This is a genomic window from Rhodococcus sp. IEGM 1330 (assembly GCF_033142445.1).
GTDB lineage: Bacteria > Actinomycetota > Actinomycetes > Mycobacteriales > Mycobacteriaceae > Rhodococcoides.
In genome coordinates this window covers 999,738-1,026,588 of record NZ_JAWLSB010000001.1, presented here as the reverse complement: position 1 = coordinate 1,026,588, position 26,851 = coordinate 999,738, and the positions used below count along the sequence as shown (strand labels likewise).

The window sequence follows — 26,851 nt, the reverse complement described above, 5'->3', positions numbered from 1 at the left end:
GATTGATTCTTTCACCACGACAGGGCATTTCGCTTCTACGACTCGATCACGTTCACGACCCGATCGGTGCATTCAGGCTTAACCCGGCCCACGGTTCGCCTCGGCGTTGGCCCGTGCTTGCCACGTTTCGGCATACAGCGCGAGTGAGTCGAGGCCACCGGTGGCCTCGAACAGGCTGGCGCACTCACTCGCCAAGGCCCATACGAGTTCATTGACGCCGTTCTCGTGGGCGGTCACTTGGTCGAGTAGCAAGTGCAACGCCCCGCGGTCGTTGGTAGCCACGCACAAGGCCGCACGAGCGGCCCACGCCTTGTGTTGAGCGGGCGGTTGGTATCTGTTTGCGGAAGTCATCGTGTCCCTGTCGTTGGTGGTTGATTGCTGCGCTTGAGTCGGACGGTGACGAGTCGGTGGGCCATAGCCACCCACTCGCACGATGGGCGGGCGTTGCCGCCGCGCTCGGAACGCGTGAGCGCTCATCGGTTGTTCCACTCGGTCGAGGGTGAGTGCCGGTGGTTCTCGGCCTCACCCGGCTCGGTTCGTTGTCGTGTCGGTGCGTTGCCGTCCACGCCCGCGGTGGGGCTCGGCCATAGCCCCGATGTGTCGGTACGTGAACGGTCCCGATACGTGCCCGCTTTCGAGAGAAAATCACAGGTGCCCGCTTCCCACCGCCCCTATAGGGATGGGGCGGCGGGCACTTGTGGCGGGCACCCTTGCGGGCACAAGCGGGCATCGTGCGGGCACCGACCATGACCTGCACGAATACGACCGCCGTGCAAAACGAGCGGGCAAAAGCGGGCAGATAAGCGGGCACCCCAAGCGGGCACCAAGCGGGCACCCCGTTCACGACGTCTCGTCGAGGTGATCGAGGCCGAGTTCGGCGGCGTAATCGGCGGTGATCTTGAACCGCTGTACGGGGTTGCCCGTCGCTGCACTCATCATCGGTTCGAGGCAGTTGCGGCCCTCCAACGTCGCCCACGCTTGAGAGAATCGACGCGATAGCTTGCGGGTGTCACCGTCGATTCTCAGCTCCGTATCGCCCTGTAGGGCGGCCTTGGCCTCGGCCTTGCTGGCACCGCTCTTGCCGTGGTCGAACACGCGGTACATGACCGCCGCCAACCGCTCGTGATAGGGCGACTCGGCGTGAATGCGAGGCGGCAGTACGTCGAACGGATCGCCTGTGGCCCCGGTGCCGACGGTGTCGAGCACGATTGAGCCGGTGCCCTCGACCGGTGCCACGAGCAACGGCAGCGGGTCGGGTTCTTCGATGTCTTTCTGCTTGACAGTCTTGAGCCGCACGGCTCCGCGTTTGTCCTTGACCATGAGTAGTTCGGTCTGCACGCCGCCCTCGATAGCGGTCGAGCCGCGGGCGTGCTCGGTGCCTCGGGTGTTGTGGTGCACGATCAGCACGCACGCCCCCGTGATGCGGCGTAACAGGTCGAGGTTGTGAATCAGCACGCTCATGTCGGTCGCGCTGTTCTCCTCGTGGCCGGGCGTGTAGCGGGCCTGTGTGTCGATCACGATAAGGGCGGGCTTGATCGACTGCATGATGCGCCCGAGGATCACCCACTCGGCGGCGTCGGACGCGGCCCCGGCAAGGTCGACGATGCCGTCGAACACGTCGACGTCGGCGGGTAGGCCCTCGTTGCGTGAGAGTTCCCACGCCTTGAGCCGAGCGTCGATACCGCGCACGCCCTCACCGACGAGATAGACCACCTTGCCGCCGGTGACCGCCTTGCCGTGCCATGGCCGACCGGTGACCACCGAGGCGGCCCAGTCGAGCGCTAGAAACGACTTGTACGACCCCGGTGGGCCGACGAGGCGGGCAACGCTGTCGAGGTACAGATACCCGTCGACGAGGGGTTCGGGGTCGGGCATGTTGCGTAGGTCGTCGCGCGTGCGAAACGATGACTTGACGCGTTCCTCGACGGCGGCCTTGGCTTGAGTTGCTCTGTCTGCCTGTGCTTTACGGGCCATGCCCTCGAACGTCATTTTGCCGGCGTTCGGCGTGGGTTTGGCCTTGGCCCTGGCGGCGGCGGCCCGTCGCAGCTCGGCCTCACGCTCACGCACGAGGAACTTGGGCATCGGCAGGCTCAGTGGTGGCAGGCCGCGCAAGCTCGGCGTGTTGTAGTACTCGGGCAGCGCGTTCATGCGGCAACGTCCTCGGATTGGTAGGGGTAGCACGATGCCCACTCGAACAGGCGGTTGTATGCGCCGTCGGCGGCCTCGGTGGCGGTGCGGCACGCTCGGCACCCGTCGTCGAGAACGTGGCCGGTGGTGTCGAGACGGCGGTGCGTGATCCACGAGTGCCGCAACAGGCCGAGGCACGCGCCCAACGAGGCCGCCACGTCGGCGGTGCGCGGGGCGTGGGCCATGGCCTGCAACATCGTCTCGAACCCCCGAGCAAGCACCGGCTCGTCGGCGGGTAGGTCGAACGTCGGCGGTGCCGCCTCATCGTCGCGCCATGCATCGAACGGCCCCGCGAACATCGGAGCGGGCACCGGCGGCGTGAGCCGCAGAGCGCGTAATGCGACGGTGGTGTCGAGTAGCGCGTTTTCCATTGCGTCGAGGTACCCCGAGGGGGTATCGTGGGAGTTCTTGAGATTCATTCTGTACCTGTTCTGGTGAGGCCCCGTCGGTTTGTGGAACCCGGCGGGGTCTTTCCTATGTCGGGTGAGTGTGCATTGCGTTGAGTCCTTGCGTAGTGGGTTACGTTGTGGGCGTAGGGATTACGCGGCACGACCGAAGTCGACCGCCGGGCGGGTGACTACCGGCCCCATAGCGTCTCGGTACGTCTCGTGATCGGGCGCGGCACAGGCCTGTTGCCAACGCCCCGAGGCGGCAACGTAGCCGAGTAATGCGCCAACGATGCCGAGCGCGGCGGCGGTCACGCGGAACGAATCGGCGTGAGAATGCGGTCGAGAGACGCGGCGTCGACTCGGACGCCGTGACCGGCGAGTTTGTACCCGTCGAGCTTTCCGGCGGCAAGCCACCGCCGAATCGTTGTCACATCGACGGCGAGAGTTTCGGCGGCTTGCGCTTGAGTGATGAGTTTGCGGGCCATGACAATTCAACCTTTACGGGAGTGCGGTTTACCGCTGCCTCTCCGTACAAGGGTTCGCCGTAGCGCCCTATGGGGACTAACGAAACACGTTGGCATGTTGTCGTCGGTGTTCCTCAGTTCTACATCATCGTGCGAACGTCTGACAACCCCTACTTGATTGTGCGCCAACACATTTGAATATGCACCAACTATCCGGTGCCGTTCACCATGGCCGACAATGCCGCCGCAATCGCCTTGTCGCGGCCACCGGCCACGTGCTGATACCGCAACGCCGCCGCGGGCGTCGAGTGACCGAGGCGTCCCATAAGCTCGGCCAACGTCGCGCCTGTGGCAGCGGCCAGCACCGCGCCCGAGTGGCGTAGGTCGTGGAACCGTAGGTCGTCACGCCCGGCCTTGGCGCGAGCGGTGTAGAACCGCCGGTAGAGCGTTGCCGGTGCGAGGTGGCCGCCATGCTGCGCAGGAAACAACAAAGCGTTGCGGTCTCGACCGACGAACTCGGCAAGGTGCGCCTCGATTGCGGGCACGAGGTGCGGCGGTATCGCCACGTCTCGGGTGCCCGCCTCACTCTTGGGATCACCGACTACGAACTCACCGCCCACGCGCACGACGGCCCGGCGTATGCGGATCACGCCGCCCCTCAACTCGTCAGTGACGGGGTCGAACTCAATGTCGTGGCGTCGTAGCTCGGTGAGTTCACCGAACCGGAGTGCGCACCACGAGGCGAGCAAGATCATGGCGCGGTATCGGGCGGGCATGGCCTCGGCGAGGGCGGCGAGTTCGGGCAACGTCGCGGGCTTGATCTTGTGCACCCGCTTGGTCGACCCGGCCCCTCGTATGTGGCACGGGTTCGTGGTGATTTTGCCGTCACTGGCGGCGGTCGCCATGATCGTGCGCACGAGGCCGTAGGCGTGTGAGCGCAACGTCGGCGTGGCGGTGCCAAGGCCCGCATACCAACCGCGCACGTCGTCGGGCGTGATCGACACGAGGGGCAGTGTGCCGAGGCCCGGTAGTACGTGTGCGTCGAGCAACTTGCGGTAGTGCTCACGTGTGCGCGGCTTGACGTCTCGGTGCGCGAGCCATTGCTCGGCGTACTCACGGAACGTCATGCGCCGAGCGGCAGCCTTGGCCGGTGCGCCCTCGACCGGTGGCGACCACAACTCACGGTCAATCTCACGACGTCGGTCGACTAGCCACGCCTCGGCGTCGATCTTCGCGGCGAACGTAGCGGGCGCGTCGTACAGACGCCCGTCGGGGCCGGTATAGCTCGCTTTCCACCGACCGCTACGGAACTGCCTTAACCGCCCGAACCCGCGTTGGGTCTTGCCCTTGGTACCCGCCATTACGCACTCACCCGTCGATTCTTGCACCACGTTTGCACCACGTCAGAGTACAACGGTGCATACGCGTGCACATATCTGCGCCGCGATACTGATAGTTGATTACGCACGTCAGGGCCCAATTTCGCAGGCGGTCGGGCGTGTCGCCAGTATCGCGCATAGCTAATTCAATCCCAGTATCGCGCACCAGAAGCAAGACCAGGTCAGGCCCCCTTTCGAGGGGGCCTGACTTGTTTGTGCCGGAGTCGCCTTCGATCCGTGCTGCCCGACGTCATGACGAGACCTGTGTGCGGGTCCGTCCGGCAACCAGATAGCCGAATGCTGTGGCCAATACGTACATGAGGAACGAGTAGACAGCGGCCGGTATCGCCACCTCGGTGCTTTCGAGCACGCTCAACGCGACCGTGAGGGCAACGGTGGTGTTATGGATTCCGATTTCCATCGAGATCGCGATGGACTGCGGCTCACCCATCTTCAGCAGTCGCGCAGCACCGTAGCCGATTGAAAAGGCTTGCGAAGCAGAACAACCCCGTCACCAGTCCGACCTGTTCGAGGTAACCGACAACGTTGGATCGCTCGCCGACAAGAGCGCCGACCGCCACCAACACCAAGATGAGGATCGAGAAAATCCGCACCGGTCGATCCGCGCGTTCGGCGAACACCAGGGAGCGACTGCGCACCAGCATTCCGACTGCCACCGGAATCAGCACGATAGCTATGACCTGCACTATTTTGCCGAACTGCAGGCCCAATTCACCGTCTGCGTCGAAGTAAGCGATGGCGAAGTTGGTGATGACGGGAATGGTCACGGCCGCCAGAATCGAATTGACCGCAGTCAATGTGATGTTGAGTGCGACGTCCCCACGGAACAGGTGCGAGAACAGGTTCGCGGTGGTCCCGCCCGGCGAGGCGGCCAGCAGCATCACTCCGACAGCCAGCAATGGCGGCAGGTCGAACAGCAGAATCAGTCCGAATGCGAGAACAGGAAGAACCAAGATTTGGAGAGCCAGGGCCATCACAACGGCCCGCGGCGTGCGCGCGGTGCGTCGGAAATCCTCGACGGTCAGCGACAGTCCGAGTCCGAACATGATGATCGCGAGTGCGATGGGCAGAAACGTCGAGATCAATACCGAGTCGTCCAATGGATTGCTTCTGGTGCGGGAAACGTGAGATGAGTGTGCGGCATTCGTCCGTTTCTGGCGATAGTTCGATGAAGAGAATGGAAGTGAGTTGTTCGGGTTACGCGGTCGATTCGACCTCTACGACGGGTCATCGGCGCGCATCCCGAAATCAATTGTGGTGATTCACGCCATAGAAGTGCACAGTGGAGACGACGCACACACTTCGACGGAAGGACACTCACGTGTCGGACGATGCTCAGAGCGAACCCACAGTCGACGACGCCACCCTGGAGGAGGCGAAGAAGTCCGTCGAGGGCCTCGACGATCGGTATCGACCCGGTGCCCGGCCCACCGTGGCCCTTCCGGGAACCAACGGCACCGTCGCCGGAACCGCCTTCGCGGACATGGTCGACGACAACGGTGAGATGGTGGACGCCGATGACCAGGACTCCGACGGCTCTGCTGACACGGATCACGCCGACACCCAGGAAAAGGTAACGTCCTCGAACGATGCCTGAACTCGATGGTCCCGACGCCCCCGCCGACATCGACCTCGACGGGGGCGTCGCCCTTCTGCACACACCCTCGATACCGTCACGGGGCGGCCTCGTTCTCACACACGGTGCGGGCGGCAACTGCGAGTCGCTTCTGCTGCAGCGCATCGCCGCAGTATGGACAGCAGCCGGGTTCACGGTGCTGCGGTTCGACCTTCCCTTTCGAGTACGCAAACCCAAAGGACCGCCGCACCCGTCCCGGTCGGCCGAGGACCGGCTTGGCATCGCCGCGGCCATCGAACGCCTTCGCGCCGAGACCGACGGATTCATCGCATTCGGTGGGCATTCCTACGGTGGCAGGCAAGGGTCGATGATCGCGGCCGAACGACCGGGTCTCGTCGACGGACTCGTCCTGACGTCCTATCCCCTGCACCCGCCGGGCAAGCCGGACAAGGCTCGTACCCAACACCTTCCCGAACTGCGGACACCGACGGTGGTGGTGCACGGTACGAAGGACCCCTTCTGCACCACTGCCGAACTGAGCGCTGCGCTCGCGCTCGTCCCGGCCCCCACGCTGCTCGTCGACATCGAGGGCGCAGGCCACGACCTCGCTCCGATCAAGTACGACGCAGCGACGAAAACCCTTGCCGGTGCCGCCTCGCTGTTCGGTGCCCCGACGTCCGATTCGTCGGTTGACGTCCCGCTCTTCGACCCGTCGCGCTGAAGTGGTCTACTAAGGCATGCCGACCTGGGGATGGTTCATCGTGGCGTTGGTCCTCGTCGACGCCGCGGTGCTCGCGGCGTGGCTGCTGGCCCGCAAGAAGCCCGGCTCGTCTCCGGAGACCTCGGACAACATCAGGCTCATCGGTCTCGACGAGGGCGCCCGCGCAGACATTCATCGACTGCTTGCCGCGAACAAGAAGATCCAGGCCATCAAGGTCTTTCGCGAACGGACAGGTGCCGGGCTACTCGAGGCGAAGAACGCGATCGAAACCGTCCAGCGCGGCGAGCCTTTTCCGTCCTCGGCCACCATCGTCGACGCCGCGCAATCCGGTCCGACACCCTGGGACGATCTGATCCCGCGATTGCAGTCGCTGAAATCGGAGGGCAAAGCGATCTCGGCCATCAAACTGCTGCGCGATAGAACCGGTCTGTCGTTGCGCGATGCCAAGAGCGCAGTGGATCTGCTGTGACCGTGCGCGTGGCAGCACCCGCCGATGCCCATCGCGTCGCCGAGGTGGCCGCGTCGACCTTTCCGCTCGCCTGCCCGCCGGGAACCCGGCCCGAGGACATCGCGCAGTTCATCTCGAACGTGTTGTCGGCCGAGCACTTCGAGAACTACATCGCCGACGCGACCAGAACGGTCCTCGTCGACGAGACAGCCGACGCAGACGTGGTGGGGTACGCGATGCTCGTATCCGGGACGCCTACGGACCCGGATATTCGCGCGGCCCTCTCGCACGAGCCGACCATCGAGATCAGCAAACTCTATGTGCAACCGACCCAGCACGGCAGCGGAGCCGCGGGGCGATTGTTGTCGTCATCGTTGAGTCATGCACGCGACTCCGGTTGTGCCGCAGCATGGTTGGGCGTCAACCAACAGAACGTGCGGGCGCAGAAGTTCTACACCAAACACGGATTCGAGATCGTGGGCACCAAAACGTTCGTCGTCGGAGTCCAGACGCACGACGACTACGTCATGCAGGTGAGGCTGTGACGACCGCTCAGCCGACTGCAGCGAAACGGGACAACGCGAGCAGACGCGAGGTGGCGCGCAGGTACTTCTTGCGGTAGCCGCCGGCCAACATCTCCTCGGTGAAGATCTCGTCGAGCTTGCCGCCCGAGGCCGTCACCGGGATGCCGGCGTCGTACAGACGGTCGGCGAGGACGACCAGCCGCAGGGCGATGGCCTGATCCGATGCCGGGTGCACGTTCTTCAGGAACACTGCAGGAACGCCGTCGAGCAACTTGCCGTAGCGCGAGGGGTGCAGCGTACTCAGATGCGCCAGCAGCTCGTCGAAATCGTCCAGGGTTGCGCCCTCGACGGTATCGGCGCGCTCGATCAACTCGGACTCGGACGTGGGCTCGGGTGCCGGGGGCAGATCGCGGTGGCGGTAGTCGGGTCCGTCGACCCGGATGGACTCGAAGATCGAGCCGAGCTTCTTGATCTCCCGCATGAAGTCCTCGGCGGCGAAGCGACCCTCACCGAGCTGCCCGGGCAAGGTGTTCGACGTCGCGACGATGGACACTCCGCGCTGCGAGAGCTCGGAGAGCAACCGCGAGACCAACATCGTGTCGCCGGGATCGTCGAGCTCGAACTCGTCGATGCACAGCACGCTGTGGTTCGAGAGTTCTTCGAGTGCCTTGTTGAAGCCCAGAGCACCGACGACGTGGGTGAGTTCGACGAACGTGCCGAACGCCTTGGGCTCGGCAACGCTGTGATAGATCGACGCGAGCAGGTGAGTCTTGCCGACACCGAAGCCGCCGTCGAGGTACAGGCCGGCACCGATGGCCGGCGTCTTCTTGCCGAAGAGACCCCGCTTGCCCTTGCCACGGATCTTCTGCACCTTGCTCGCGAATTCCTCGGCCTTCGCAACCGCAGCAGCCTGCGTCGGCTCCTTGGGGTCGGGAATGTACGAGGAGAAACTGACGTCGTCGAACATCGCCGGCGGGACCATCTGCGCGATCAACTGATCGGAGGGGACCACGGGATTTCGGTCGACAAGGCGTGCGGGCATTTGTCGAGCGTAACGACGTGGTCTGATCTCTCTCATGCAGCTTCTCCATATTGGGACCTACTTCACATCGGAGCAGGCAACCGAGTCCGTGCCCGCCGTCGGATCGACCCTCGACGACGATGCCGTCCGTGCCCTGCACGCGTACCCGACCGAGCTGGACCGACCGTGGATCCGCACGAACTTCGTCGCCAGCATCGACGGCTCGGTCACCGCGAAGGGTAAGTCGGCGGGTCTGGGAACCCCCGCAGACGCCCGACTGTTCGGCATTCTGCGAGAACTGTGCGACGCCGTCCTGGTCGGGGCCGGAACCGCTCGCGCCGAGAACTACGGCGGCGTCTCGCTGTCCGCCGAAGCGAAGGCACGGCGGGTGGCCGGCGGACTTGCACCGGTTCCGACGATCGTGGTGGTCACCGCCTCCGGTTCGATCGACGCAGATTCTCGATTGATAACCGACACCGAAGTGCAGCCGGTGGTGCTGAGCTCGGCGGCGGCGGACGGCTCGAAGGTGGCCGCGCTTCGTTCGGCGGGTGCGACGGTGATCGAGGTGTCCGGCGAATCGGTGTCGACCGGAGACATCGTTGCGACGCTGACCGACCTCGGATTCCGCCGTATCCTGTGCGAGGGCGGACCAGGACTGTTCGGGCAACTCGTCTCCGACGGGGCGGCGGACGATCTGTGTCTGACTATCTCGCCGATGCTCGTCGCCGGAGAAGCGGGCCGTATCGCCCACGCCGGCGACGCGTCCGACACGCCGATGCACCGGGCACACGTTCTGGGCGATGCGGACGGAACGCTGCTCACGCGCTGGGTGCGTCGGCCATGAGCAGCGCGCGGCCCGGCATCGATCGAAAAGTCGATAGCCTCGCACGGTGACGCAGAAACGAACGTTGCTCGCCGCGGTCCTCGTCCTCGCCACGATGTGCGGGGCCTGTGGTGCCGGCCCGTCGATCCGACCCGACGTCGCGGTGGAACAACGCTCCCCCGGTCAGCCGGCCGAGCCCTCGACAGACGCGCCGCCGGAACCGGTCGCGCTTGCCGTTCCGACCACCGATCTCGCCTGGGCCGACTGCACCGCAGCCACACTCGGCACGTTCGGGCTCACCTCCACCACTCCCGGCCTGACACTCGAATGCGCAGAGTACGAAGCCGACGTGGATGCGAGCGGGCAGATGTTCGGCACCTTCGCCGTCGGCGCGTTGCGCGCCCGACTCGACAGAACGCCAACCGATGCGGGACCGCTGGTGCTGACGTCCGGTTCGGATCGGTCCTCGATTGCCACCCTGGCCACGATGACCGCCGGCCCGCTCGCGACGCTGCTCGAGGCTCATCCCATCGTCGCGGTGGATCGACGCGGCATCGGCCGATCGACTGCCGTGGACTGCATCGACGCCACGACCAAAACGGAGGTCGACGCGCTGGGGCAGTTCACCAGGTCCGATGCCGACACAGTCGACCGCGCTGTCGACGCCGGTCGTGACGCCACGATCGAGTGCACCGACACGTTGCAACCACAGGAGCTCGCGTTCGGAACCACCTACGCCGCGGACGATCTGGACCGCCTGCGGCAACTCTGGGGTGTGGAACAGATAGGCCTGATCGGCTCGGGCAACGGCGCGCTCACCGCGTTGGCCTACGCAGCGAAGTTTCCGGCCAACATCTCGCGCCTGATCCTCGATTCACCGACCGGAGTGGGCACGGACCAGATCACATTGGCAGAGCAGCGGACACAGGGCAAGGAAGCAGCCTTCGGTGCGTTCGCGCAGCGATGCGTCGCGCTGAACTGCTCCCTCGGCAGCGATCCGACCGCCGCCGTCGCCCAGCTGCTCCGACGCGCCGCCGGTGGCGAATTCTCACCACTGTCCACCCACGAGATTCTCGACGGCATCACCTTCGCCCTTGCATCGACAGCAGGCGACGCGTCTTCCCGCGCCACGGGGCTCTCCACCGCCCTGTCCTCGGCCGCCGGCTCCGACACCACCGCCCTGGCGGCCCTCGCCGAGCGGGGTCGAAACGCCTACAGCACCGATGGTCAATTCGTGTCTCGGTGCACGGACGGGCAACAGTGGCCGTCGCCGCAGGGCGTTCGCGACCTGTCGTCTCAGTGGACCGACCGCTACCCGATCTACGGCACCGACGCCGCTCTGACGGCGCTGCTGTGCTCGTCCTGGCCGACGGCTCCGTCCACTCCGCTGCCTACTGCCCTGGACGTTCCGGTGTTGGTCCTGTCCAACGCAGGCGACCCGATCGTCGGCAACGGCGGTTTGTCCTCGGTCACCGGGTTGGTCGGGGCGACCGGTGCAGCCGTCGCCTCGGCCGCGTGGCAGGGCAGCGGGCATCCGAGCCTCGGCGGATCTCAGTGTCTGCAGAGCGCCGCGGTGAACTACGCACGCGACACCGCGCTCCCGACCGACGGCACCGTCTGCCCCGCCTGAGTCGGGTACCCATCGCGGGGTGTCCTTCGCCGGTGCGGTGACCGCCTCGGGTACCGTTCCCGGGTGTCACTTAGCTTTCTGGAGCCGCGGTCAGGGCGGACGACCGCCGAGGTAATCAAGTACGCCCTGTGGCCGATCGCCATCATGACCGTCATCCAGCGCGTGGTGATCAAGGCGGTCAACGGAGACATCACCAACGATTTCAACCCGGTGTACAGCGCCGCCCTGGCATTTCTCAATCGCCAGCCGGTGTACACGGCGAACTTCGACTCGGTCGATCCGCACTACCTGTATCAACCGAGCGCGACGATGCTGCTCTCCCCCATCGCCGTCATCGACCCCGAGCGGTCCCGCTGGCTGTTCATCATCGCCAGCACCGTCGCGATTCTGCTGGCGCTGTACATCCTGTTGCGTATCTTCGGATTCCGGCTCGATTCGGTAGCGGCCCCCGCACTCCTGCTGGCTGCCTTCGTCAGCGAAACCGTGACCAACACGTTGGTGTTCACCAACTTCAACGGCTTCGTCCTTCTCGGCGAGGTGGCCTTCCTCGGGTTCCTCCTCCAGCGCAAGGACCTGTCGGCCGGCGTCGCCATGGGTCTGACTCTGGCGATCAAGCCGATGCTCGCGCCACTGCTGTTGCTTCCGCTGATGACGCGTCAGTGGAAGGTATTCATCACCTCGATCGCGATCCCCGTCGTGATGATGGCCATCGCCTGGCCGCTGTCGGTGGATCCGATGAACTTCATCGAACGGACACTGCCGTACCTGCTGCAGACTCGCGACTACTTCAACAGCGCAGTCGTCGGTAACGGCCGCTACTACGGCGTTCCCGAACTCCTCACCCTCGGAATCCGAGCGATCCTGGGAACCATGGTTCTGATCTCGCTGTGGCTGCTCTACCGGTACTGCCGCGAGGACCGTCTGTTCTTCTTCGCGACCACCTCGGGCTTGATCCTCACCGCCCACTGGCTGTTGGGCTCCCTCGGCCAGATGTACTACTCCATGATGCTGTTCCCGCTGCTGATGACCGTCGTGCTGAAGAACTCGCTGCTGCGCAACTGGCCGGCCTGGCTCGCGATCTACGGGTTCATGAACTACGACCGATGGCTCTCGGGGCGCTGGATCGAAACCGGCCGCGCCTTGGACTACCTGCGCACCACCTTCGGCTGGGCACTGTTGATCGTCGTCATCTTCGGCGTGCTCGTCAGTCGCTGGTTCGCCGCCCGAAGCGAAGGGCGACTCGACGACGGAATCGAACCGAGCTACCTGCTGCCGAGCGCGCCACCAGCGAAAACGACATAGCCCGGCAAATCGTATTAGCGTGAAAGCATGAGTTCAGCAACCGACAACAATTCCGCCCCGGCCGTCCAGCTCACCGACGCACAATGGCGCGAGAAGCTGACCCCCGAGGAGTACGCGGTGCTGCGGCAGGCAGGCACCGAACGCCCCGGCGTCGGCGAATACACCGACACCACCACCGAAGGCATCTACGAATGCCGCGCCTGCGGTGCCGAACTGTTCCGCAGCACCGAGAAGTTCGAATCGCACTGCGGCTGGCCGTCCTTCTTCGACCCGGCCGACAGCGACGCCGTCATCCTCAAAGAGGACACGACGCTCGGAATGCGCCGCGTCGAGGTCGTCTGCCGCAATTGCCACAGTCACCTCGGGCACGTCTTCGAGGGCGAGGGCTACCCCACGCCGACCGACCAGCGCTACTGCATCAACTCGATCTCACTGACGCTCAAGCCTGCATCCTGATCGGCGCTGCTTGCTCCATACTGTGAGCATGCGCACTTTCACCTCACCAGAACAGATCAAAGCAGCCGTCGGCGAAGACCTCGGCACCAGCGATTGGCTGCAGATCACCCAGGAACGGGTGAACACCTTCGCCGACGCCACCGGCGATCATCAGTGGATCCACGTCGACGTCGAGCGGGCGAAGAAGGAAAGCCCGTTCGGCGCACCGATCGCCCACGGATTTCTGAGCCTGTCCCTGGTGTCGATGCTCAACTGGCAGATCTACACCATCGAGAACACCAAGCTCGGAATCAACTATGGCTCCAACAAGGTTCGCTTCATCAACCCGGTGAAGGTCGGAGCCCACGTGCGCCTGCAGACCACCCTCGTCTCCGTCGAGGAGGTATCCGGCGGAGCACTACAGATGGTGACGTCGGGAACGTTGCAGATCGAGGGCGAGGACAAGCCTGCGCTGGTCGCCGAGATCATCTCTCGGGTCGTGTTCTGACCCCGGACCGAACAGGTGGATCGAACGCTGTGATCGGCGGCAACGGCTCGTCGTAGCGTTCGATCTCCACCAACACGTGTTGGCCGGTGCACCCGCGCGCGAGCGCCGAAGATCCCTCGTCTGCGGTGAGCACGTTCACGCTGCCGTGCTTGCACATCGAATCGGGATCGGCCGGATCGAGAGGGTCGTACCAGGCCCCGGTGGACAATTGAACGACCGACTCCAGCATCGCGTCGTCGAAAACCACACCGGCCAGGCACGAGCCGCGGTCGTTGAACACCCGCACGACATCGCCGTCGGATACTCCCCTGGCTGCGGCCGGTGACGGATGCATGCGGATCGGCTCGCGGCCCTGAATCTTCGAGTTTCGGCTCACCGCACCGTGATCGAGCTGACTGTGCAGCCTGGTGCGAGGCTGGTTGGCGATCAGGTGCAATGGAAACTGCTGGGCCCGGGGTCCGCCGAGCCATTCCTGCGGCTCGAACCACATCGGATGCCCACGGCAGTCCTCGTAGTCGAACCCCGCCACCGTCGCCGAGAAGATTTCGATCTTCCCGCTCGGGGTGCGCAGCGCGTTCCCCACCGGGTCGCGTCGAAAATCCTCGAAGAACGTCAGATCGTCCTCGGTCTTCATCCGAAACGAGCCCTCGTGCCGAAAATTTTCGTACTCCGGAGTATCGACACCCCCGGAGCGTAGATATCCGCGCCACTGCCCGTACAGATGCTCGAGCCACTGCTGCGAGCTACGTCCCTCGGTGAATTGCTCGCCCACACCGAGTTTCGTCGCCAGCTCGGCGAACGTGTCGTAATCGTCGCGGGAGTCGGCGAATCGCGCTGCGGCCGGTTCCATGGCGACGAGCAAAGGATCGTTGCGCGTGCAGCTCAAGTCCGATCGTTCCAACGACGTGGTCGACGGGACGACGATGTCGGCATGCTTGGCCATCGGTGTCCAGTACGGGTCGTGCACCACGACGGTGTCCGTTCTACCGAGTGCGCGACGTAGCCGCCCCAGATCCTGGTGGTGGTGGAACGGATTTCCGCCGGCCCAGTAGACGATCCTGATGTCGGGGTAGGTCAATCGTCTACCGTCGTAGTCGAACTCACCACCGGGATCGAGAAGCATGTCCGAGACCGCGGCGACCGGAATCAGGTCGGGAACGGGATTGATGCCCTGCGGCAGGGTCGGCAACGGATACGGCACCGGGGCCAGACCAGGCTCGTTCATCGACCCGTACCCGTGCCCGAATCCCCCACCCGGAACGCCGATTCCACCGAGCATCGACGCCAATGTGACGCCCATCCACGGTGCCTGTTCGCCGTGCCGCGTCCGCTGCAGCGACCAGGTGACCGTCACCATCGTGCGTTTCGACGCCATCTCCCGAGCGAGATCCGCGATCACCCCGGCCTCGATGCCGCAGATCTCCGACGCCCACTGCGGGGTCTTGGGTGTGCCGTCCGTGATGCCGAGCAGATATCGCTCGAACTCGGGGTATCCCTCGCAGTACTTCTCCAGAAACGCTGTGTCGTGCAGCTTCTCGTCGGCGAGAACGAATGCGAGAGCCAGCATCATCGCCACGTCGGTACCGGGCCGTGGAGCGATCCAGCGCGCGTCGCCGTTCATGTCGCTGCGGAGCGGACTCACGGTGACGATCTGCCCACCGCGGGCGCGCATCGCGTCGAGCGAGCCGAGCGTCGGATGATCCGATGTACCGCCGTGATTGATGCCGGTGTTCTTCACCGGAACTCCGCCGAACGCCACCAACAATTCGGTGTGTTCGGCGATCACGCTCCAGGATGTGGAGCGCGAGAACATCTTCCAATGCGCACCGAGAACGTGCGGCATGATGACGCCGGTCGCACCCAGTGAGTAGCTGTGCACCGATCGCGTGTAACCGCCGATGCAGTTGAGGAAGCGATGCACCTGACTCTGCGCGTGATGGAAGCGTCCGGCACTCGCCCACCCGTACGACCCGCCGTAGATGGCATTGTTGCCGAATGTGTCGACGACTCTGCGCAATTCGGCCGCCAGCAGATCGGTGAGCTCCTCCCACGACACCTCGACGAACTCGTCGCTGCCACGCTTGTCGGTCGGCCCCGGCCCGTGCTCGAGCCAGCCCTTGCGTACCGCCGGTGCGGTGACGCGGGATCGATGGGTCACCGACCCGACGAGGTTGCCCAACACCGGGGAGGGATTACTGTCGGTCACCTGGGGATGGACTGCAATGACATCGCGTCCGTCCGACTCGGCACGAAACATGCCCCAGTGGCCCATATGCTGGACGCCGGCCACTTCGGTCATCGAACCACCCTGGTCATCGAATCCCGAACGCGCTCAACGCTGCCAGCAGTGCATCGGGCCGCTGCGCCGTCGGCACCGGTTCCACGAGAGCGAAGCTGCATCCGATCTCCTGAGCGGCACCGTCGGCCTCGGCACTGTCGCCCACCATCAACGTTCGGGAGGGATCGACGCCCAGGGCCGCGACCGCGTGCCGGAAGATCTCCGGTTGCGGTTTGACGTGACCGACCTCGAACGAGAGCACGAATTCGTCGACGAATCTGTCGAGACCGCGATCGACGAAGGCAGGACGAATATCGAACGCGATGTTACTCAAAACACCGGTCCGAATCGATTCGGCAGCAAGCCTTTTCAGCACGGCCTCGGTGTCCGGATACGGTGTCCACGAATCTGCGTCGATCACGCGACCGTAGACGGATTCTGCGTGCGCCGGATCGGTGACACCGGACTGCGCGAGCACGTGCAGATAGGCCTGCCGGTGCAGGGCCGGGTCGAGATCGCGGTTCCGCCAGGCATGACGCGTCGCGTCGTCGAACTCGACCGTCTCCCCCACCGGTGCCGTCATGCGTCGCATCAGTTCCGCGGCTCCGGCACCGTCGACGGGGGTGCCGTCGGCATCGTGGATCCCGTCGAACCAGGAGGGGTGCTCCTCGAGCCGAAACAGCGTGCCCGAGAAGTCGAACAGAACGGCCTCGATCGCGGGTGTGCCCGTCGTCGTCACGGCAGGGATTCGACGAGCGCGTCCACCTCGACCCGAGGGCCGGTGAAGAACGGGGTCTCCTCGCGCACGTGTCGCCTCGCCTCGGTGGCCCGCAGGTCACGCATCAGGTCCACGATGCGATCGAGTTCAGGGGCCTCGAAAGCCAAGATCCACTCGTAGTCTCCGAGTGCGAACGACGGCACGGTGTTGGCCCGCACGTCCTTGTAGTCGCGTGCGGCCTTGCCGTGGTCGGCGAGCATCGTCCTGCGCTCGTCGTCGGGCAGCAAGTACCAATCGATCGAGCGGACGAACGGGTAGACGCAGATGTACGCGCCCGGATCCTCACCGGCTATGAAGGCCGGGACGTGGCTCTTGTTGAATTCGGCCGGGCGGTGCAGCGCGGTGTTGCTCCACACCGGAGTGCTCGCTTTGCCCAGCGCTGTGGTGCGACGGAAATCGGAATACGTCGCCTGGAGGTCCTCGATGCGCTCGGCGTGCGTCCACACCATGAAGTCGGCGTCGGCGCGCATACCGGCGATGTCGTAGACCCCGCGCACCGCGACACCCTTGTCTTCACGACCTTCGAAGAACACCTTCGCTTCTTTGGCAGCCGCGGCCCGATCCTCGCCCAGAACTCCGGGCGTGACCTTGTAGACCGAGAACATCAAGTAGCGAAGAGTCGAGTTGAGCGCTGAGTAATCGAGGCGTGCCATGGCCCTATCGTGCCACTTCGATCAGACGGGCGGCAGCGGTGGTGGCGGACGCAATACACGCGGGCACCCCGACGCCGCGCTGCCAGGCCCCGGTGACCTCGAGGCCCGGTAGGTCGGCGACTCCGGCCTCGATGGCGGCGACGCGATCGAGGTGCCCCGGCGCGTACTGCGGCAGGCCTCCCGGCCAGCGCTGCACGGTCGCGGCGAGCGGCTCCGCATCGATGTTCGCCACCGCCGCGAGGTCTGCGAGCGCCGTCTCGATCGACTCCGCGTCGGATCGGTCCGACGCCGTGGTGTCACCGAAACGGCCGAGCGAGGCCCGCAGCAGTACCGCGTCACGCTCCCCCAGGTGCGGCCACTTACGGCTCGACAGGGTGAACGCCTTGACGTCCAAACCCGCATCCGTGGCCACCAGGATTCCCGAATTCTGCGGCAGCTCCGTCGTCTTGGGGAACGCGAGCGCGACGACGACCGAGGACGCAAGTTCGATATCCCGCGCGGCGTGCGACGCCGAGGGCGCCACCTCGGAGATGAGCCGACCGAGAATCGGCGCAGGGACCGCCAGCACCACTCCGTCGACGAGTCCGACGCCATCGACGAGCCAGCCGTGGGACTCGCGGCGGATCTCACCGACGCCCGCTCCGACGACCGTTCGGGAGTCGGTCGCAGCGACCAGAGCATCGAGCAACACCGCATAACCGTCGCGCAACCCGCCGAACACCGGTCCCGGCGACGGGGTGGGCAGTGCTGCCAGCACTGCCTCGGTCAGGTTCGCCGCGCCGCCGTCCAACGCGGCAGCCAACGTCGGGAGTGCAGCCCGGACACCGATGGAGCTCGACGAACCGGAATACACGCCGCCGAGCAGCGGGTCGACCGAACGGCTGACCACCTGGGAGCCGAACCTGGTGCCCACGAGATCGGCCACACTCACGTCCGAACCCGCGGTCCACGCGAAGGGCCGCCCAGTCTCGGTCTCGATGACGTGGAGGTCCTCGGGGTCCACCAGATCCCGTACCGAATCGGCGGACGACGGGATACCCATCAGAGTGCCGAGAGGAAGCGCGTGTGTTCGACCGCCGGAGAAAACGAGCGGACGCACCGGTGCCGGATACACCAGCTGATCCGACAGACCGAGCTCGGCGAGCAGTGCCGGCACCTCCGGACGTCGGCCGATGAAAGCCTCCGCACCGACGTCGAGCGAGTCCGTGCCGACCGTGGTGGTGCGCAGCGTGCCGCCGATGCGAGACGAGGCCTCGACGAGAGTGATCTCGGCATCCGGCCCGCAGGACTGACGAAGGCGATACGCCGCGACGAGGCCGGAAATTCCGCCGCCGACCACGGCATACCGCCGCACCGTCACAACGAATGCACCAGCGACACCACGCGCGTCAGAATCTCGGGATCGGTATCGGGAAGCACTCCATGTCCGAGGTTGAACACATGTCCGCGCGCACCGGCCGCAACCGCGCGGTCCGCTTCGGCGGCGATGCGTCGAACTTCTGCCTCGACGGCATCCCAGCCCGCGAACAACACCGCTGGATCGAGATTGCCCTGCAGGGCCTTGCCGCCGCCCACTCGGTGCACGGCGTCGTCGAGTGGGATCCGCCAGTCGACGCCCACCACATCTGCACCGGCCTCACCCATCGCCCCGAGCAACTCTCCGGTTCCGACGCCGAAGTGGATCTTCGGTACTCCGGCCGAGGACACTGCTTCGAACACTCGCGTCGAATGCGGCAACACGTACTCGCGGTAGTCGGCCAACGACAGCGCACCCGCCCAGGAGTCGAACACCTGCACTGCGTCGACGCCCGCGGCCAGCTGAGCCTGTAGGAAGGTGATCGTCGTGGTGGCCAGTGCGTCGAGCAGGGCGTGCCAGGTCGCCGGATCGGACCGCATGAGTGCCTTGGTCTTCTCGTGATTGCGACTCGGGCCACCCTCGACCAGATACGACGCGAGGGTGAACGGTGCGCCCGCGAAACCGATGAGCGGTTTACCAGCAAGTTCGCGGGTGAGGATCCGCACCGCATCGGCCACCGGCTCCACTTGATCGGCGGTCAGGATCGGCAGTGCGGCGACATCGGCAGCCGACCGCACCGGCTGCGCGACGACCGGTCCGGTGCCTGCCACGATGTCGAGGTCGATACCGGCGGCCTTGAGCGGAACGACGATGTCCGAGAACAGGATTGCTGCGTCGACGTCGTGCCGGCGAACAGGCTGCAGGGTGATCTCGGCCACGAGGTCGGGTCGGAAACACGAATCCAACATGCCGATGCCGGCGCGAATCTTGCGGTACTCGGGCAGCGACCTACCGGCCTGGCGCATGAACCACACCGGCCGACGCGAGGGAGCTCGACCGGCGATCGCGGCCAGGAACGGCGCGTCCGGGAGTTCTCGACGGGCGGGGGCTGTGGTGTGCGCTTCGGCGTTCATCGGGTTCCATGCTGCCACGCGTCAGGAAAGCTCCTGCCACCAAGGGCGACACACCCACGTCGGTTCCATCACGGCTCGGCGCGCCTCCGCCTTCGGGCAACGTGACGCGTCTAACGTCCGGTGACGTGACCGAACCCCAATCCACCGCCGAACCTGCGCCGTTCCGCGCCGCCATCGACGCGATGCATCGGGCTCAGGTACACCCGGCAATCGAAATCGGTCCGATCCGGCCGCCGCAGCGTCTCGCCCCCTACAGTTACGCGATCGGTGCCGAGGTCAAGCATCCCGATTCCGACCAGGTCGACGAACAGACCGACGGTGACGCCTTCGGCCGCCTGATCCTGCTGTACGACCCCGACGGCGCCGAGGCCTGGAACGGCACCCTTCGACTGGTCGCGTACATCCAGGCGGACGTCGACGAATCCCTCGCCGACGATCCACTGCTCCCCGAGGTCGGATGGAGTTGGCTGGTCGACGCACTGGAGTCGCGGTCGGAGCCGCTCAATGCACTCGGCGGCACCGTCACCTCGACCAGCTCGGTGCGCTACGGCGACATCGCCGGGCCACCCAAGGCCCACCAGCTCGAACTGCGCGCCTCGTGGACGGCCACGTCCGAGGACCTCTCGACGCACGTCGAAGCGTTCTGTGAGGTGCTCGCCTACGCGGCCGGTTTGCCGCCTGCGGGCATCACCACCCTCGGCCAGCGCAGTTCCAGCCGGACATAGTGGGCGGTCCTTCCACCCGCAGGGCCTAGAGTCACATCTCATGTCAGCCGAGAGTTCTCCCGACACCACGTCGGACAACACCACGCCGGACGAGCAGGCGAACGAGCCTGTCGCCGTTCCGCTACTGGCCCCGGCTGACGGCGTACCCGACGTGGTCGACACGCCGGACGCCGTGCGCGCGGCTGCCGCTCTGCTCGCAGCAGGTCACGGCCCCCTCGCCGTCGACGCCGAACGCGCCTCCGGCTTCCGCTACTCCCAGCGCGCCTACCTGCTGCAGTTCCGTCGCCGCGGCGCAGGCACGGTTCTGCTCGATCCGATCCCCGTCACCGGCGACCTCGCTCCGCTCGCCGAGGTGATCAACCCGCTCGAATGGGTACTGCACTCCGCCGATCAGGACCTACCGGGACTCGCCGAACTCGGCCTGGTACCCGCCACCCTCTACGACACCGAACTGGCAGGACGCCTCGCCGGATTCGATCGAGTCGGACTCGGAGCCATCGTCGAACGCACCCTCGGACTGGCCCTGCAGAAAGGCCACGGGGCCGCCGACTGGTCCACCCGGCCCCTGCCCGACACCTGGCTGAACTACGCAGCACTCGACGTCGAGGTTCTTCTCGAACTGCGCGACGCAATGGCCGAGGAGCTCGAACAGCAGGGCAAGACGGAGTGGGCAACACAGGAATTCGCCCACATCCTCACTCTCGGGCCACCCAAACCCAAGACCGACAGATGGCGTCGGACATCGGGGATCCATGCGATCAAATCTCCCCGCACCCTTGCTGCCGTTCGCGAATTGTGGACCACGCGAGACGAATTGGCGGCCAAGCGTGATGTGGCACCGAGCCGGGTGTTGCCCGACTCCGCGATCGTGGCGGCGGCAACGGCGGACCCGAAATCTTCCCGGGAGCTCGAGCAACTGCCGGTCTTCGGTGGTCCCCGTCAGCGCAGATCGTCCCGATTGTGGGCCTCGGCCCTGACCCGTGCGCGGGCGCTCACGACGTCCGAATTGCCCTCGATGGCAGCGTCTTTCGACGGTCCGCCCCCGGTCAATCGGTGGGCTCGCCGCGATCCCGATGCCGCAGCGCGACTCGCCGACGTACGGGCCGCGATGACCGAGCTCAGCGAATCGGTTGCGGTGCCGGTCGAGAATTTGTTGATGCCGGATCTGTTGCGCCGCCTGGTGTGGGATTGGCAGAGTCCGACCGATCCCGACGTCGACCCGGCCGAGCTGATCGAGGCCCGACTGGCCGACGGCGCGGCCCGGCCCTGGCAGCGGACGCTGGTGGTGCCGGTACTGACGGAGGCACTGCACCCTTCCCAAGTTACCGACGGGTAATACCGGCTACAGTAGGTGTCGCGTCCGGGCACCCGGGCGAGTCGTCCGCATCTGTCGGGAGGATCGAAAAGCGTGTCTGTACCCGCGTCCACCAGCTCACAGAGGAATGTTGTCTTCGTCGACGGCATCCGTACCCCGTTCGGCAAAGCAGGCCCCAAGGGCATGTACGCCGACACTCGCGCAGACGACCTCGTCGTCAAAGCAATCCGCGAACTTCTTCGCAAGAACCCCAACCTCCCTCCCGAGCGCATCGACGAGGTCGCGATCGCCGCGACCACGCAGACCGGTGACCAGGGCCTGACCATCGGCCGTACGTCCGCACTGCTCGCCGGACTCCCCCGCAGCGTCCCCGGATTCGCAATCGACCGCATGTGCGCGGGCGCGATGACCTCGGTGACCACCACCGGATCGGGCATCGGCTTCGGCCAGTACGACGTCGTCATCGCCGGTGGCGTCGAGCACATGGGCCGCCACCCGATGGGTGAAGGCGTCGACCCCAACCCGCGCTTCCTCGCCGACAAGCTCGTCGATCCCAGCGCGCTGGTGATGGGTAACACCGCCGAGAACCTGCACGACCGGTTCCCGAGCATCACCAAGGACCGCACCGACGCGTACGCCGTCGCCAGCCAGAACAAGTACGACGCCGCCAAGAAGGCCGGCTTCATCGCCGACACTCTCGTGCCCGTCGCCACCAAGTCCGCCGCAGGGTGGGGCCTGGCCACCGAGGACGAGCCACCTCGCCCCGGCACCACCGTCGACGATCTCGCGAAGCTCAAGACGCCGTTCCGGCCCGCAGGTCGCGTCACCGCAGGCAACGCCGCGGGACTCAACGACGGTGCCACGGCGGCAATCCTGGCCGGTGAGGACACCGCGCACGAACTCGGACTGAACATCGGTATGCGGATGGTCGGCTTCAGCTTCGCAGGCGTCGACCCGGCCGTCATGGGCATCGGTCCGGTTCCCGCGACCGAGAAGCTGCTCGGCCGAACGGGATTGAGCATCGAAGACATCGGCCTGTTCGAGATCAACGAGGCCTTCGCCATCCAGGTACTCGCCTTCCTCGAGCACTACGGCATCGCCGACGACGACCCCCGCGTCAACCAGTGGGGCGGGGCCATCGCGTGCGGCCACCCCCTCGCGTCCTCGGGCGTTCGTCTGATGACGCAGCTGAGCCGCCAGTTCGCCCAGCAACCCGACGTCCGCTACGGCCTGACGACCATGTGCATCGGTCTCGGCATGGGCGGCACCGTCATCTGGGAGAACCCCAACCACGCTGACTACTCGGGAGCCAAGGCATGAGTGACATCACGACAGCGTTCACCGATGAAGTAGTCACGAACGCGTACACCAAGATCATTTCGGTACCGGGCCTCGAGGGTTCGATCGCCCTGGTCACCCTCGACAACGGCTTCGATCACACCAAGCCGTCGACCTTCGGTCCCGGCGGACTGGCCAAGTTCGACGCCGCACTCGACGAGGCATTCGCAGCGAACCCGGTGGCCATCGCCGTCACCGGTAAGCCGTTCATCTTCGCCGTCGGTGCCGACCTCAACGGTGTGCCGAACATCAAGACCAAGGACGAGGCACTGCAGATCGGGCAGCTCGGCCACAAGGTGTTCCGTCGCCTGCGCGAAAGCACGATTCCGACGTTCGCCTTCATCAACGGTGCCGCACTCGGCGGCGGCCTCGAAGTGGGACTGCACTCGCACTACCGGACCGTCGCGGAGAACGCTGCCGCACTCGGTCTGCCCGAGGCATTCCTCGGCCTGGTACCGGGATGGGGCGGAACTCAGTTGCTGCCCAACATCATCGGAGCCTCGAACGCCGTCACCGTCGTCATCGAGAACGCACTGAACCAGAACCGCGTCCTCAAGCCTCAGCAGGCACTCGACCTCGGCATCGCCGACGCCCTCTTCGGCGGAGCCGACTTCCTCGAGCAGTCCCTCGCGTGGGCTGCTCAGGTCATCAAGGGCGAGATCGTTCCGAACCGTCCCGAGATCGACCGCGGGCAGGCCTGGGACGACGCCATCGCCCGCGCCAAGGGAATCGTGGCAGGCAAGACCAACAACTTCGCCCCCGGCCCCGTCGCCGCGGTCGAGCTGCTCGGGCTCGCCAAGAGCACCGACATCACCGACTCGGCCTCGCTCGACACGGCCTTCGCGGCCGAGGACGAGGCCCTGTCCACGTTGCTGGTCAAGGACGAACTCCGCGCAGGTCTGTACGCCTTCGATCTGGTGCAGAAGCGCGCGAAGCGTCCCGCCGGTGCACCCGACAAGTCGTTGGCGCGCAAGATCTCCGGCGTCGGCATCGTCGGTGCCGGCCTGATGGCCAGCCAGCTTGCACTGCTGTTCGTGCGGCAGCTCAAGGTGCCGGTGATCCTCACCGACATCGATCAGGAGCGCATCGACAAGGGCGTCGGCTACGTCCACGGTGAGATCGACAAGCTGCTCGGTAAGAAGCGCCTGTCCCCCGATGCCGCAAATCGGTTGAAGGCGTTGGTGTCCGGCTCGATCGACAAGTCCGCCTTCGCCAACACCGACTTCGTCATCGAGGCCGTGTTCGAGAACCTCGACGTCAAGAAGAAGGTGTTCGCCGAGGTCGAGGAATTCGTCTCTGCCGAAACGATTCTCGCGACCAACACCTCCTCGCTGTCGATCACCAAGATGGCTGCAGACCTGAAGCACCCCGAGCGCGTCGTGGGCTTCCACTTCTTCAACCCCGTCGCGGTCCTGCCGCTGCTCGAGGTCGTCAAGGGCGAGAAGACCGACGATGCCACCCTCGCAACGGCATTCGCGACGGCCAAGACCCTCAAGAAGTCTGCCGTCCTGTCTGCGGACCTTCCCGGATTCGTCTTCAACCGTCTCGTCACGCGCGCGTCGAACGAGATCATCAGCGCGATCGACGAGGGCACCCCGTTCGATGTCGCCGACGGCGCAGTGGGCGAACTCGGCATGCCGATGAGTCCGCTGACCCTGCTGGCGCTCGTGGGCCCGGCAGTGGCATTGCACACCGCGGAAACCCTCGGCGAGGCATACCCGGAGAGGTTCAAGGACTCCCCCGGATTCCGCGCGCTCGTCGAGGCGAAGAAGCCGGGTGTGTGGACCTACGGACCCGAGGGCCAGGTGGTCGATCCCGAGGTCGCCGCACTGTGGCCGCAGGGTGACTCGCCGTCGACCGCCGAGCAGGTGCTCGAGCGCACCCGCAACGCGATCGCCGACGAGATCAAGATCATGCTCGACGAGGGCGTCGTGGCAGCAGCCGAGGACATCGACCTCTGCCTGCTCCTCGGCGGTGGATTCGGCTTCTGGAACGGCGGCATCACTCCGTACCTGGACCGCAGCGGTGCATCCGAGGCCGCAACCGGTCAGCGCTTCCTCGCCCCGGGTGTAGCCAGCGTCTAGCAACGCCCGCCGAGTTCGAGGTCATGGACGGATTTCTCCGGATTTTCGTCCATGACCTCGAACTCGGCATTGTTCTGTCGGGATATGGTCTGACGCCATGAACAACGAACGCGGTCGGCTGATCGGTATCGCCTACCGCATGCTGGGGTCCTACAGCGACGCCGAAGACGCCGCATCCGAGACTCTTGTTCGCTGGTACCGACTTACCGACGCCGAACGTGGTGCCGTCGACGTCCCTGCTGCGTGGCTCACCCGGGTGGTCGGCCGCATCTGCCTCGACATGCTCGGATCGGCTCGCGTTCGCCACGAGAACTATGTCGGGCAATGGCTTCCAGAACCCGTCCGCGGCCTCGACTCCGAGAATTCGGCCGCCGCAGACCCCTCCGACCGAGTTGCGCAACAGGAATCGGTGACGCTGGCACTGCTCGTCGTACTCGAATCGCTCGGTCCGGCGCAGCGAGTCGCGTTCGTACTGCACGATGCGTTCGCCGTGCCGTTCGACGAGATCGCGACCGTTCTCGATCGATCCCCGGCTGCGTGCCGCCAACTCGCCTCTGCCGCACGAACTCACGTCCGCTCTCGGCACCGCTCGGTCGCCGACCCCATCGAGCACGACCGCGTCGTACGAGCGTTCGCATCGGCCTCCTCAGGCGGGGACATCTCATCCCTCGTCGCGCTGCTCGCACCCGACGTCACCTTGGTCAGCGACGGTGGCGGCCACGTATCCGCGGCCCGCAATGCCGTCCTCGGATCCGATCGAGTCGCTCGCTTCGTCCGCGGCATCACTGCCAAGTCCACCGATCTCCATTGGTCGATCGAGTCTGTCAACAGCCTGTCGGGGATCGTGATCCGACGCGATGGCGCAGTGTTCGGCGTCATCGGTTTCGACACCGCCGACGGCGTGGTCGCCAGCGTGTGGATCGTGCTCAATCCGGACAAACTCCGGCACTGGGTCTGACACCCGCCATACATTCGTCTCGGCTGTGTCGTCAGAGAGTAGAGGCCTGCCCCGTGCGGGTCCGATCATCTCTCGAGAAACAGGTGAATACACGATGAAGCTAGCCGTAGCCGGTGGAACCGGAACCGTGGGAGTGCACGTCGTCGAGGTTGCGCGTGAACGCGGACACGACGTGGTCGTGCTGTCGCGATCTGCTGGTGTGGATCTCGTCACCGGGTCAGGACTGTCCGAGGCCCTGTCCGGCGTCGACGCGGTGGTCGACGTCGCGTCGACGCAGACGATCTCGGCAAAAGAATCGACGGCGTTCTTCTCTGCCGTCACCCGCAACCTGCTGACGGCCGAGACCGAGGCGGGTGTCGGTCACCACCTGGCGCTGTCCATCGTGGGAATCGACCAAGCCCCGCATGCGTACTACGCCGGAAAGGTGGAGCAGGAAAAGATCATTCGCGCCGGAACCGTGCCGTGGACGATTCTTCGAGCCACCCAGTTCCACGAGTTCGCCGCGCAGATCCGCTCGCAGACCTCGTTCGGTCCACTGACAGTCATCCCCAGGATGCTCTCGCAACCGATCGCAGCCCGCGAGGTCGCCGAGCGACTGATAGACCTGGCGGAGCGTCCACCGGCAGGCCGAGTCGCCGATCTCGGTGGACCACATGAAGAGCGCATGGCCGAGATGGTGCGGCGCTATGCACGAGCAATCGGTGCCCGGGGCCTGGTGCTCGAGGTCCCGATTCCCGGCGCGTACGGTCGCGCGATGCGAAACGGAACGCTGGTCACCACGACCGATTCGGATCACGGTCTACAGACCTTCGATCAGTGGTCGGCCGCCCAGGCGCGCTGAGTCGCATCTCGCCGAATCGGAAT

28 protein-coding genes are annotated in these 26,851 nt (G+C 65.5%); 15 read left to right on the top strand and 13 right to left on the bottom strand.

Annotated elements, in window-relative coordinates:
- Nucleotides 1-78: 78 nt before the first annotated feature.
- From R4P57_RS04765 to R4P57_RS04735, 7 genes are all read right to left on the bottom strand, one after another.
- Nucleotides 79-282 carry a hypothetical protein gene (locus tag R4P57_RS04765; protein ID WP_317801649.1) on the bottom strand — a complete coding sequence of 68 codons (204 nt, stop codon included), beginning with the start codon at nucleotides 280-282 and terminating at the stop codon, nucleotides 79-81.
- A gap of 558 nt (nucleotides 283-840) precedes the next feature.
- Nucleotides 841-2,148 carry an AAA family ATPase gene (locus R4P57_RS04760; RefSeq protein WP_317801648.1) on the bottom strand — a complete coding sequence of 436 codons (1,308 nt, stop codon included), beginning with the start codon at nucleotides 2,146-2,148 and terminating at the stop codon, nucleotides 841-843.
- Nucleotides 2,145-2,606 carry a hypothetical protein gene (locus R4P57_RS04755; protein ID WP_317801647.1) on the bottom strand — a complete coding sequence of 154 codons (462 nt, stop codon included), beginning with the start codon at nucleotides 2,604-2,606 and terminating at the stop codon, nucleotides 2,145-2,147. Before R4P57_RS04755 ends, R4P57_RS04760 begins: the two co-directional genes overlap by 4 nt.
- A 278-nt stretch (nucleotides 2,607-2,884) precedes the next feature.
- The gene (locus R4P57_RS04750) at nucleotides 2,885-3,061 is read right to left on the bottom strand and encodes a helix-turn-helix domain-containing protein (RefSeq protein WP_317801646.1); all 177 of its coding nucleotides are present in this window, start codon (nucleotides 3,059-3,061) and stop codon (nucleotides 2,885-2,887) included.
- 188 nt (nucleotides 3,062-3,249) lie between these two features.
- Nucleotides 3,250-4,401, bottom strand: a complete 1,152-nt coding sequence (locus R4P57_RS04745; protein ID WP_317801645.1) for a site-specific integrase — start codon at nucleotides 4,399-4,401, stop codon at nucleotides 3,250-3,252.
- A gap of 268 nt (nucleotides 4,402-4,669) precedes the next feature.
- Nucleotides 4,670-4,870, bottom strand: a complete 201-nt coding sequence (locus R4P57_RS04740) for a hypothetical protein (RefSeq protein WP_317801644.1) — start codon at nucleotides 4,868-4,870, stop codon at nucleotides 4,670-4,672.
- Nucleotides 4,863-5,540: a bile acid:sodium symporter family protein gene (locus R4P57_RS04735; protein ID WP_317801643.1), complete on the bottom strand. Its 678-nt coding sequence runs from the start codon at nucleotides 5,538-5,540 to the stop codon at nucleotides 4,863-4,865. The genes R4P57_RS04740 and R4P57_RS04735 overlap by 8 nt, the downstream gene beginning before the upstream one ends.
- Before the next feature lie 221 nt (nucleotides 5,541-5,761).
- Between R4P57_RS04735 and R4P57_RS04730 the strand changes: the two genes are divergently transcribed.
- From R4P57_RS04730 to R4P57_RS04715, 4 genes are read left to right on the top strand one after another with little or no spacing between them, the layout of a single operon-like run.
- Nucleotides 5,762-6,037 (top strand): hypothetical protein, encoded by a 276-nt coding sequence (locus R4P57_RS04730; RefSeq protein ID WP_317801642.1) that lies wholly within the window; start codon nucleotides 5,762-5,764, stop codon nucleotides 6,035-6,037.
- Nucleotides 6,030-6,737 (top strand): alpha/beta family hydrolase, encoded by a 708-nt coding sequence (locus R4P57_RS04725; protein ID WP_317801641.1) that lies wholly within the window; start codon nucleotides 6,030-6,032, stop codon nucleotides 6,735-6,737. The genes R4P57_RS04730 and R4P57_RS04725 overlap by 8 nt, the downstream gene beginning before the upstream one ends.
- Nucleotides 6,738-6,753: 16 nt before the next feature.
- On the top strand, nucleotides 6,754-7,206 hold the full coding sequence (locus R4P57_RS04720; RefSeq protein WP_317801640.1) for a hypothetical protein: 453 nt from the start codon (nucleotides 6,754-6,756) through the stop codon (nucleotides 7,204-7,206).
- Nucleotides 7,203-7,730 (top strand): GNAT family N-acetyltransferase, encoded by a 528-nt coding sequence (locus tag R4P57_RS04715; RefSeq protein ID WP_317801639.1) that lies wholly within the window; start codon nucleotides 7,203-7,205, stop codon nucleotides 7,728-7,730. Before R4P57_RS04720 ends, R4P57_RS04715 begins: the two co-directional genes overlap by 4 nt.
- A gap of 7 nt (nucleotides 7,731-7,737) precedes the next feature.
- On the opposite strand, the gene zapE is transcribed toward R4P57_RS04715, so the two are convergent.
- Nucleotides 7,738-8,751, bottom strand: coding sequence for a cell division protein ZapE (zapE, locus tag R4P57_RS04710; RefSeq protein WP_317801638.1), 1,014 nt, complete (start codon nucleotides 8,749-8,751; stop codon nucleotides 7,738-7,740).
- Between the two features lie 34 nt (nucleotides 8,752-8,785).
- Here zapE and R4P57_RS04705 point away from each other — a divergent pair, with 34 nt between their 5' ends.
- The 5 genes from R4P57_RS04705 to R4P57_RS04685 all read left to right on the top strand — a co-directional run bounded on the left by R4P57_RS04705 (nucleotide 8,786) and on the right by R4P57_RS04685 (nucleotide 13,428).
- The gene (locus tag R4P57_RS04705) at nucleotides 8,786-9,574 is read left to right on the top strand and encodes a pyrimidine reductase family protein (RefSeq protein WP_317801637.1); all 789 of its coding nucleotides are present in this window, start codon (nucleotides 8,786-8,788) and stop codon (nucleotides 9,572-9,574) included.
- Between the two features lie 46 nt (nucleotides 9,575-9,620).
- Nucleotides 9,621-11,183, top strand: a complete 1,563-nt coding sequence (locus tag R4P57_RS04700; protein ID WP_317801636.1) for an alpha/beta hydrolase — start codon at nucleotides 9,621-9,623, stop codon at nucleotides 11,181-11,183.
- A 63-nt stretch (nucleotides 11,184-11,246) separates the two neighbouring features.
- On the top strand, nucleotides 11,247-12,485 hold the full coding sequence (locus R4P57_RS04695; RefSeq protein WP_317801635.1) for a glycosyltransferase family 87 protein: 1,239 nt from the start codon (nucleotides 11,247-11,249) through the stop codon (nucleotides 12,483-12,485).
- Between the two features lie 27 nt (nucleotides 12,486-12,512).
- Nucleotides 12,513-12,941: a peptide-methionine (R)-S-oxide reductase MsrB gene (msrB, locus tag R4P57_RS04690; RefSeq protein ID WP_032377759.1), complete on the top strand. Its 429-nt coding sequence runs from the start codon at nucleotides 12,513-12,515 to the stop codon at nucleotides 12,939-12,941.
- 28 nt (nucleotides 12,942-12,969) lie between these two features.
- Nucleotides 12,970-13,428, top strand: coding sequence for a MaoC family dehydratase (locus R4P57_RS04685; RefSeq protein WP_317801634.1), 459 nt, complete (start codon nucleotides 12,970-12,972; stop codon nucleotides 13,426-13,428).
- Here the strand turns inward: R4P57_RS04685 and R4P57_RS04680 are convergent.
- From R4P57_RS04680 to hemE, 5 genes are read right to left on the bottom strand one after another with little or no spacing between them, the layout of a single operon-like run.
- Complete coding sequence (locus tag R4P57_RS04680) at nucleotides 13,406-15,727, bottom strand: molybdopterin-dependent oxidoreductase (RefSeq protein WP_317801633.1); 2,322 nt, start codon at nucleotides 15,725-15,727, stop codon at nucleotides 13,406-13,408. The two genes, R4P57_RS04685 and R4P57_RS04680, sit on opposite strands and share 23 nt — an antisense overlap.
- Nucleotides 15,728-15,740: 13 nt before the next feature.
- The gene (locus tag R4P57_RS04675; protein ID WP_317801632.1) at nucleotides 15,741-16,445 is read right to left on the bottom strand and encodes an HAD family hydrolase; all 705 of its coding nucleotides are present in this window, start codon (nucleotides 16,443-16,445) and stop codon (nucleotides 15,741-15,743) included.
- Nucleotides 16,442-17,137 (bottom strand): hydrogen peroxide-dependent heme synthase, encoded by a 696-nt coding sequence (gene hemQ / locus R4P57_RS04670; RefSeq protein ID WP_032397941.1) that lies wholly within the window; start codon nucleotides 17,135-17,137, stop codon nucleotides 16,442-16,444. Before hemQ ends, R4P57_RS04675 begins: the two co-directional genes overlap by 4 nt.
- 4 nt (nucleotides 17,138-17,141) lie before the next feature.
- Nucleotides 17,142-18,497, bottom strand: coding sequence for a protoporphyrinogen oxidase (locus tag R4P57_RS04665; RefSeq protein ID WP_317801631.1), 1,356 nt, complete (start codon nucleotides 18,495-18,497; stop codon nucleotides 17,142-17,144).
- Nucleotides 18,494-19,567 carry a uroporphyrinogen decarboxylase gene (gene hemE, locus R4P57_RS04660; RefSeq protein WP_317801724.1) on the bottom strand — a complete coding sequence of 358 codons (1,074 nt, stop codon included), beginning with the start codon at nucleotides 19,565-19,567 and terminating at the stop codon, nucleotides 18,494-18,496. Before hemE ends, R4P57_RS04665 begins: the two co-directional genes overlap by 4 nt.
- Nucleotides 19,568-19,692: 125 nt before the next feature.
- Between hemE and R4P57_RS04655 the strand changes: the two genes are divergently transcribed.
- From R4P57_RS04655 to R4P57_RS04630, 6 genes are all read left to right on the top strand, one after another.
- A complete protein-coding gene (locus R4P57_RS04655; RefSeq protein ID WP_317801630.1) occupies nucleotides 19,693-20,292 on the top strand; it encodes a DUF3000 domain-containing protein in 600 nt (199 codons plus the stop codon).
- A gap of 40 nt (nucleotides 20,293-20,332) precedes the next feature.
- Complete coding sequence (locus R4P57_RS04650; protein ID WP_317801629.1) at nucleotides 20,333-21,628, top strand: ribonuclease D; 1,296 nt, start codon at nucleotides 20,333-20,335, stop codon at nucleotides 21,626-21,628.
- Nucleotides 21,629-21,700: 72 nt separating this feature from the next.
- Complete coding sequence (locus R4P57_RS04645) at nucleotides 21,701-22,927, top strand: acetyl-CoA C-acyltransferase (protein WP_317801628.1); 1,227 nt, start codon at nucleotides 21,701-21,703, stop codon at nucleotides 22,925-22,927.
- Nucleotides 22,924-25,029 (top strand): 3-hydroxyacyl-CoA dehydrogenase NAD-binding domain-containing protein, encoded by a 2,106-nt coding sequence (locus tag R4P57_RS04640; protein ID WP_317801627.1) that lies wholly within the window; start codon nucleotides 22,924-22,926, stop codon nucleotides 25,027-25,029. The genes R4P57_RS04645 and R4P57_RS04640 overlap by 4 nt, the downstream gene beginning before the upstream one ends.
- Nucleotides 25,030-25,126: 97 nt before the next feature.
- Entirely contained in the window at nucleotides 25,127-25,987 is an 861-nt protein-coding gene (sigJ, locus tag R4P57_RS04635; protein WP_317801626.1) for an RNA polymerase sigma factor SigJ, read from the top strand.
- 94 nt (nucleotides 25,988-26,081) lie between these two features.
- Nucleotides 26,082-26,828, top strand: coding sequence for an SDR family oxidoreductase (locus R4P57_RS04630; protein WP_317801625.1), 747 nt, complete (start codon nucleotides 26,082-26,084; stop codon nucleotides 26,826-26,828).
- Nucleotides 26,829-26,851 lie beyond the last annotated feature (23 nt).